The organism is Bacillus sp. cl96 (genome assembly GCF_900100505.1).
In the GTDB taxonomy this organism is placed as follows: Bacteria; Bacillota; Bacilli; order Bacillales; family Bacillaceae_G; genus Bacillus_A; species Bacillus_A cereus.
Map to the genome: position 1 here is coordinate 23,917 of NZ_FNDM01000025.1, position 7,945 is coordinate 31,861.

The window sequence follows — 7,945 nt, forward strand, 5'->3', positions numbered from 1 at the left end:
AATCATAGTAAGGGGAGAAGAAAGTTGAATGTAAAAAGATTAGTAGAAAAGGGAAAATGGGTGTTAATGACGACTGGACTAGCTATCGTGTCCACTCTCTTTTTTTCCTATATAAAAAGCTATTTTGGAATCGACACAGGCAATGCAGAACAGGTGAATGCAAAAGTAGAATTGAATATCTTCTATTTAATTGTCCCTCTATTAATTGCTCCTGTAATTGAAGAATGGATTTTCAGAAAGATTCTACCGTTTGGAATAGAAAAACTGTTTGAACGAATCAATCGTACAACAGCGATTCTCATCGCTAATGGTATCTTTGCAGCCGTGCATTTTGATTGGTTCTTCTTCCCTTACTTTGTAAATGGTTGTTTATATGCATGGAGTTACGAAAAGACCAGAGATATAAAAGTACCAATAGTAGCGCATATATTATTTAATTCATTTGTATTTTTGGCTACAAGCCTTTATTAAAAATGTACACATGTTAACATATATACATGTCCACAATATCGAATTACTCTCACGTTATAACCAACAATGATTGGTTCTTCTTCCACGTCTAATTTGAAAATTGGAGTGATATGAATAAGTTAAAAGCGCAATAACATAACGTTATGGCGCTTTTAATTTGGCTTTATTTTAATCATTTGCATTTGAAAAATGTCGCTATCCGTTATGCCTAATACTTGCATTTCTTCCCTTAATGAACGCCACGACTCGATTTTAATAGATTTAGTAGTCTGGTCTCGCAAGGTGTATTTGTGTATAAAATATGACTCCTTATTTTTCTTCATCTTAACACCTCCATCTCACCTGAAAAATCTGTAGCTATATAAAATTTATATAGCAAGTGCAGTGTTTTAACCCTTGTTCTCGTTAGTTTTCTCATAGTATGTATAGTACCTTTTTAAGGATACGTCAGTTTTAAAGCCGACTTGCTTAACAATATCTTCAGCTGTGTATTGCTGTTGAATCATCTTTAAAATAAAGGTATTTCGAAAATGTTGTGCAGAAATCCCTTTCCTTAAATTTGCTCGTTTTATCTCTAAACGAATCATTTTTTGAACTGACATGTCCGTTAGAAATTTTGGTGCGTCATTGTCATAACTCCAAAGATAAGTCCCCAACCTAAAGTGAAAAGCAACAAAGAGTGGATCATCACTGTGATATCTTGGGCGTACTGGTTCGGGAATAGTTTTATAGTAATGATATAAGTGTAATTTATCTACTTCTTTTAACTGGATTGTACGATTAATCTTTGTGTCTTCAGGAATAGATAGTGTATTGTTCTCAAAATGTACATGTTTCATTCGTAAAGCGACAAGCTCATGTAGAGATAATCCGTAGTCTAGGAGCAAGATTATAATAGAAAGATTTCGTTCTAAAATCATAGGACGGCTAGTTCGTTGTTTTTCTGTCAGCCCCTCTAATGATGCGGATACTTGTTTTAGGCGTTCCTCTTCTTGAATGCTGATAAAGTCTTCAGTACGCAATGCACGATCAGGTGGAGCTATGTGAACAACACCTTCAATGGGGCTAGGTAAATCTAAATATTCGTACAGCCTATTAAGAACGATGTAAATACGATGTACCGTTTTATCGGAGTATTGGCGTTCTTCTATTAAATAATTAAAAAATGCTTCGAAATCCTTCTTATATAGGGATTCCCAATTCATTTCTTCAGAGTCCGAGAATCTTCCTGATTGATGCAGCCATTGAATACAGCTTTCTACATCATAGATATATCGCTTAATCGTAGAGGGTTTTCGCCCTTTATTTAATAAATAAGATGAAAATCCTTGTATTGTATCTTGGTTTTTTCTTGTAATGTTATTGATTTTTATTCCTCCTATCTTCAAATCTTTTAACCACTCTATAAAATGTAGGGCTACTCATATTACACATTTCCATAGCATATAGCGCTGTTATCTGTCCGTGTTTCCACATATTATAGGCATTAATAAATTCTGGAGTTATTTCAGTTCTGGGTCTTCCTAAATGTTTTCCTTTTTTCTTTGCAGCGTCAATACCCTCACGTTGGCGAGTTTTTATTTTTGTTCGTTCCTCTTCAGCAAGCCACGATAAGATTTGAAGTACCAAATCAGTAATAAGAGTCCCTAAACTATCTTTATATTGAGTTGTATCTAAAAGTGGCATATCTAATACGATAATATGAGCCTGTATATTTTGGGTAATATCTTTCCATTCCTCAAGGATAGCTTCTTTATTTCTTCCGAACCGATCCAGGGAATGGATATATAAAATATCATCTTTTCTTAACATGCGTTTTAGAAGTTGGTATTGTTCACGGTTAAAGTCTCTTCCGCTCTGCTTATCGATAAAAATATCTCGTTCATCAGTGATGAGTCGTTTCATCGCTTCAAGTTGACGATCCTCATTTTGGTCTTTGCTACTGACTCTTATATATCCAAATTTTCTTGTATTCAAAATAAATAGACATCCCTTCAAAATTGGTTCTACTAAAATTATAACAAAAATACTTCAAAAGGTATCTTTAATTTTTTAATACTTCAAAAATACGGTTTTTAACCTTTTGAAGTATTAAATTTAATAGAGTTTAATGTACTTCAAAAGGTGTACCTTTCAGGATAGTTGTAGTTGACTTTTTGTTTAAGTTTATAGTGTTAAAAATTCTATTTTTTTATATAATTATATATTTAATAAATTATCTAAAGATGATAATACACATGAGTGAAATAAACGACACTGTGTCTGATAATTTTTTTGGCACCTGATATTACTCGTAATGTGGAATTCGATATATCAATAGTAGACAATTCAAATATATAGAAAGAGGGTCTGAGATTTATGAAGAAAGAAAAGCGTAAAAAAACTACATCGAAATAAAAGTGAAAGAACAAAAAGAGAAAATTCGTTTGGAAGAAAAGAGAAATTGTGAATTTGATCGGATGATGTGACTTATTGATATAGCGGTGAGAATTCTAATGTGGATATTCAAAGATTAAATAGAAGAAACATGATGAAGCAAGAGAGAAGAAAGAGTGTATGTTTCCAAAGAGCAATAATATTTATTTTCACATTAAAAAAAGAATGCAGATTAAATATCTGCATTCTTTTTTATTACTATTAATAAATGCTCATTGTTACGTAAGCAGCAGGGTATCCACCAGGATTAGGTTCAATTGCAATTCGAATACCAGTAGCTTGTCCAAATCGGACTTGTGTTAAAGCGTTTTGTAAAAAACTAACTCTCTTTTTTAAAGCTGTATTAATAAATGCAAGTGATAATCCTACTGACTTTGATAGTGCTGGTCCAAGTAGTGCTATTCCTTGAGAAAGTATCCAATCACCAAGGGGTTTTCCGGTTGGTAATGATGATAAAGAACGACATAAGACACCTTGTAATTTTGCTTTATTCCAATATACATATTGAGTTTTTGCAGCGGCTAAGGGTGCTAGACTATTAGGAGAAGTTGAATTTTTAAAGTCATTGATTTGTGAAGGAGTAAATCCTAGTGCTTCTAGGTCTAAATCGTTGATATCGTTGATTGGTATTTTAATTTGATTAAGATCATTTGATTCTTGCGTTTGTTGAATTGTCGTGTTTTCAATAGTATCAGCTGCTACCTTGTTTTCGCTAAAAATTGAGAGTGTTGAAACCAATGTTAATGCAGTGGCACAAACAGATAAACAAATTTTATTTTTTCTCATAATAACCTCCTATTTTTAGAAAATTTTTACTATAATAGGATTATACAAGAAATAAATAATGAAAGGAAGATATTTTTTGGAAAAAATTCTATTATTTTCTATTTATTTTTTGAGCATATTTATTGGTACTGGATTGATATTTTTATGGGATATAGTTACTTCTCCACTTGGTTATGCAGGGATCTATGTAGCAATTTTACTTATTAATTCATTTGCATATCTATTTTTAAAAAACAGAGTGAATAGAAAACAAAATATGCAAATTAGTGTAATTGCTTTTCTTATTGCTGTAGTGCCGATTGTACTTCTTTACAATTATTAATTAGAATATATTTTAAAGTTAGAAACTTGAGGCAAATAAAAAAAGAGAGGGAAGTTGGTCATCTCCCTGTCAAGTAGACAGTAATAAAAAGAGTATTATGCCACGGCCTTTTCCCGATATTCTATCGGGGAAAGGCCGTGAAGTTTTTCTTGGAATCTTTCTGTATTATAAAATTGAATATATTCTTGAATTGCTCGGTAGGCCATTTCATATGTTTTTGGGCGCACTAAATACAACTTCTCTGTTTTTAAATGTGAGAAGAATGATTCGATACACGCATTATCAAAACAGTTTCCACGTCTAGAATGATTACCGACAAATCCTAATTTCTCTAACTGTTTTGCGTAGGATTTAGATGTATATTGAAACCCTTGATCTGAATGGAAAAGGGGCTTAGTAGTTAATGACTTTCCTTCTAATTGACGTAATGTAGTTAAAACCAAATCTAAATCATTTCTTGAAGATAGCTTCCAGGCAACAATTTCATTGTTGTATAGATCTAACACAGCTGACAAATAGGCAAATTGTTCTCCGATTCGTACATAAGTAATATCTGTTACGAATTTTTGGTTTTGCTTTTCAGCTTGAAACTCTCGATTCAAATGATTTTTAAATACCACAGATGTTTTTCTTCCATAAAACGGACGTTTTTTTCGAATGATAGATTGAATACCCAGCTCTCTCATAAGACGACGAACACGTTTATGATTCATTACCATTCCTTCTCGAGCCAAAGCACGAGTCATACGTTTATACCCATAGTAAGGGTGCTGACGATGAATAGATAAAATATGTTCTTTATGCCACATATCCCTTTTCTGACGTAAACGCTGCACGTTATGATATTTCCGCCATTTATAGTAGCCAGCCTTAGAAACTTCCGCGATTTGAAGCAACCATCGGAGTGGATAGGCTTGGCGTAATGAATCGATAAGAGAAAATCGTTCTTTCTTTAGGACCATTCCTTCCCGTGTAGATTTGGATTGTGCTTTTTTAAATACTCAACCTGTGCCTTCAAATAAGCATTTTCTTCTTCTAGACTATTAAAATTCTTTCGATTCCAGACACCACGTTGATCATCAAAGGACTCCCCCTGTTGCACACGTTTTACCCACTCAATAATCTGGGCATCGCTCTTCACACCGAGTTGTTCACGAATTTCTCGCAATGATTTTCTCTCTTCTAATCGAAGACGAACTGCTTCTCGCTTTAGTTCTTCTGTATATTTTTGAAATGATTGTCCTTTTCTTGCCATAAAAAAATCCCCTCCAGATAAAACAGTATTGAGTCCATCATATCAGATGGACTCTTTTTTTACTGTCTACCTATAGGGGATAATACCAAGTACCCTTCTCTTTTTTATAGTTTTATTATTTTAATTGATTCAACCCAATCGTGTTCTTATTTCACTTGAATTCCACATAAAATTTAGTGTCGATGATTCCAAAAGCAACTTTACATGGAAACGGATTTTTTTCTACTGAAGCAGCACGCATACAAGAAAGTACCCAATGTTCTAGTTCTAAAGGTAAACGATATGCTTGAATACTACCATCATTGTTTTTTACTGTTATAATCGGTGCATTTACCCTGGTTGTAGTAAAATCATCCGTTGTTATCATTGCTACTGCATCATTAGTGTAAAAACCAGCGTTTAATACCTCATAAACCATTCCGTCTTCCTCATTAATAATCATAGGTATATTTAGAAAGGGGTATTTTTTAATATCATTATGAATAACTACTCCTGCTGTGTTCTTCTTTAATTGATTCCCTTGCATTTTTACACTCCCTTAAATGAATCTAACTTGATAACGTTAATTTGTTCTATTTTACACCTATTATATTAGAAAATTGCAGTTTTATCTTGTTATAAAAAGCATCCGTACATATGACAGCGCTATTTGATGGGTCAATATCGAAAATAGTCATATAACTAGAGAGTAAATAACCATCTTCATAATATGTAATTATTATTTCTTCTTCATTTAAGTTTAATTTGCTCGTTCTTTTATGTGCCTTTTTCTTTTTCGTAATATTTCCTCCTTTTTTTCTGCATGTTAGGCATTATACTTATCCCGACCATATATTTTAAGTGGAAATTTAAAGATTTTTTATTTGTTTTCAAGTCCCTTTATTCCGACAAAACATAGCAAAGACCGTGCGAGCTTCGTCGATGGATTCTAAAAGGGATTATTCCTTTAATATGGAATTTTCATTATAGGAGGTGGCATAGCGCTATGTCAGAAGCGGAGATAGTATATACCAGCAATGAGGTCTATAGTCGGTTAGAAGTAAGTAGCAGCACTCTTAGAAAGTATTCGGATGTTCTTGAACGAGAAGGATATGATGTAAGAAAGAATAGTAGAGGAAGAAGGGAATATACTGAGTTTGATGTTGTAGTTATTGAACAGTTAGTAGAGTTGAGTAAGCAAGAGGGCATGACTTTAGAGAAGGCTGCGAAAATGATTGCGAAGCAGTTTGGAATCGATAATAAGAAAGAGGAGTCCCAAGGTGCAGATCCAGTTCCTTATCAAATGCAGTATCAATTTCAACAACAATATAGCGCTATGATAAAAGAAATCAATAAGGTGCAGCAAGCTAACCTTTTAGAAATGGAAAATAGACTAGGGAATCGTATAGATCAAAGGAATAAGTTAATTGCAGAGGATATTAAAGGAAGAAATAAATTATTAAGAGAAGATATGAAAGATCGGAAGGAACGTGAAGAAAGGATAGAAAAAAGGTTAGAGATAAGAGATGATAACCTTATGAAGATGGTAAGAGAGATTCAAGATGCAAAACGTACTATTGTATTAGCCCGGGAAGAAATAGCGGCAGTAAAAAAGAAATCTTGGTGGATGTTTTGGAAATGAGCACTTATACTGAAGTGTAATTGTGATTTTAAAATTCTGAATTTTTTTTAGAAACTTATAATTACAAGTCAAACTCTTATGTAATTTGCAGAATTATGTTAATATTTAGGTAAATGAAAGTGGTTGAGGAGGACGTAGTGATATGAGCACAAATCTTTTCACGCATGAAGCAGTTATGCAACAACTTAATGATTTTTATCAAATGATGTTGTCGCAGCAAATTATAAAAGCAGCTGAAGTGAAAAAAGAAATAGATGAAAAAATAGAACAGATTAAACATACAGAAGAAAAAGAAAAACAAAATCAAAACTTATTATTATATTATTCTTTACTAGACTTTAAATACAGAATGCTAACTGATCGAGTAAGTATTCGAAAAGATAGTTTTGAAGCAATTGATACAATCAATAAAACGACAGATAAACTCATAGCTTATTATTATCATTCTTTTAAAGCAGAACATGCTTTGATGTTTAGTAATTACAATGAAGCAAGAAGACAATATGAAGAAGCTGAAAGCTTATTAGAGCATATTTCCGATGAATTAGAGCATGCAGAGTTTAATCAAAAATATGCGGTGTTAAATCATCATATGTCTAGTATGCTAATATCTATTGAATACGCAAATAAAGCGAAAGAAATTTTTGAAAAGCATGCTGGATATGAGGTGAAAGTTGCTTCTTGCGAAAACACACTAGGGACAGCTTGTATATTCTTAAAACAATTTGAAAAAGCGGAAGAACATCTGAATCGTTCTATTGACCTGTTGCAAAAACATAATGAAGAAAAATTGATTTTAGTAGTAAGACATAATCTAGGATTATTATATGCAACTCAAAACTTATCTACATTAGCGATTCGTCATTTATCAGAAGTAACAGAGAAGATTCCTACACACTTTAAAGCATTATTCTTACAAGCACGTGAACACTATAAGCTAAGAGAAACAAATGTTGCACAAGAACTTATTGAAAAAGGATTAGCAGTTTGTATGGAATTAGGAAATGAAGAGTATGTATATCATTTCAATATTTTACGTTCTCTTAATGAAGAT

At 32.6% G+C, this 7,945-nt stretch carries 9 protein-coding genes and 1 pseudogene; 4 read left to right on the forward strand and 6 right to left on the reverse strand.

Translation table 11 applies throughout. The features are described 5' to 3' along the window. The first annotated feature begins 24 nt into the window (after window positions 1-24). Complete coding sequence (locus tag BLT20_RS28535; RefSeq protein WP_016097323.1) at window positions 25-471, forward strand: CPBP family intramembrane glutamic endopeptidase; 447 nt, start codon at window positions 25-27, stop codon at window positions 469-471. A 389-nt stretch (window positions 472-860) separates the two neighbouring features. Here the strand turns inward: BLT20_RS28535 and BLT20_RS28540 are convergent, their stop codons facing one another. The 3 genes from BLT20_RS28540 to BLT20_RS28550 form a co-directional block, all read right to left on the reverse strand. Beyond that, window positions 861-1,859 (reverse strand): tyrosine-type recombinase/integrase, encoded by a 999-nt coding sequence (locus BLT20_RS28540; RefSeq protein WP_016097325.1) that lies wholly within the window; start codon window positions 1,857-1,859, stop codon window positions 861-863. Then, a complete protein-coding gene (locus tag BLT20_RS28545; protein ID WP_016097326.1) occupies window positions 1,831-2,448 on the reverse strand; it encodes a recombinase family protein in 618 nt (205 codons plus the stop codon). The genes BLT20_RS28540 and BLT20_RS28545 overlap by 29 nt, the downstream gene beginning before the upstream one ends. A 660-nt stretch (window positions 2,449-3,108) precedes the next feature. Continuing rightward, window positions 3,109-3,693 carry a hypothetical protein gene (locus BLT20_RS28550; RefSeq protein ID WP_016097327.1) on the reverse strand — a complete coding sequence of 195 codons (585 nt, stop codon included), beginning with the start codon at window positions 3,691-3,693 and terminating at the stop codon, window positions 3,109-3,111. A gap of 76 nt (window positions 3,694-3,769) precedes the next feature. On the opposite strand from BLT20_RS28550, the gene BLT20_RS28555 reads away from it, so the two are divergent. Further along, window positions 3,770-4,015 (forward strand): hypothetical protein, encoded by a 246-nt coding sequence (locus tag BLT20_RS28555; protein ID WP_016097328.1) that lies wholly within the window; start codon window positions 3,770-3,772, stop codon window positions 4,013-4,015. Between the two features lie 95 nt (window positions 4,016-4,110). Here the strand turns inward: BLT20_RS28555 and BLT20_RS28560 are convergent. From BLT20_RS28560 to BLT20_RS28570, 3 genes and pseudogenes are all read right to left on the reverse strand, one after another. Then, window positions 4,111-5,270 (reverse strand): IS3-like element ISBth8 family transposase gene (locus BLT20_RS28560; RefSeq protein ID WP_090782881.1). Its coding sequence is split into 2 segments (ribosomal slippage): window positions 4,111-5,012 and window positions 5,012-5,270, totalling 1,161 coding nucleotides; the frame shifts between segments, so codons are not numbered across the junction. Window positions 5,271-5,421: 151 nt separating this feature from the next. After that, the gene (locus BLT20_RS28565) at window positions 5,422-5,796 is read right to left on the reverse strand and encodes a hypothetical protein (protein ID WP_016097331.1); all 375 of its coding nucleotides are present in this window, start codon (window positions 5,794-5,796) and stop codon (window positions 5,422-5,424) included. 46 nt (window positions 5,797-5,842) lie between these two features. Continuing rightward, window positions 5,843-6,007: pseudogene (locus tag BLT20_RS28570) on the reverse strand (YolD-like family protein); the annotation flags it as partial. 248 nt (window positions 6,008-6,255) lie between these two features. Between BLT20_RS28570 and BLT20_RS28575 the strand changes: the two are divergent. Both BLT20_RS28575 and BLT20_RS28580 read left to right on the forward strand, forming a co-directional pair. After that, window positions 6,256-6,891: a DUF3967 domain-containing protein gene (locus BLT20_RS28575; RefSeq protein ID WP_016097332.1), complete on the forward strand. Its 636-nt coding sequence runs from the start codon at window positions 6,256-6,258 to the stop codon at window positions 6,889-6,891. 142 nt (window positions 6,892-7,033) lie between these two features. After that, the coding region (locus BLT20_RS28580) for a response regulator aspartate phosphatase (RefSeq protein WP_073340345.1) at window positions 7,034-7,945 on the forward strand (912 nt) is incomplete at its 3' end.

Coding starts and splice junctions, on each gene's coding strand:
- BLT20_RS28565 (WP_016097331.1), bottom strand. CDS start 5,796: ATGCAAGGGAATCAATTAAAGAAGAACACAGCAGGAGTAGTTATTCAT.
- BLT20_RS28550 (WP_016097327.1), bottom strand. CDS start 3,693: ATGAGAAAAAATAAAATTTGTTTATCTGTTTGTGCCACTGCATTAACA.
- BLT20_RS28575 (WP_016097332.1), top strand. CDS start 6,256: ATGTCAGAAGCGGAGATAGTATATACCAGCAATGAGGTCTATAGTCGG.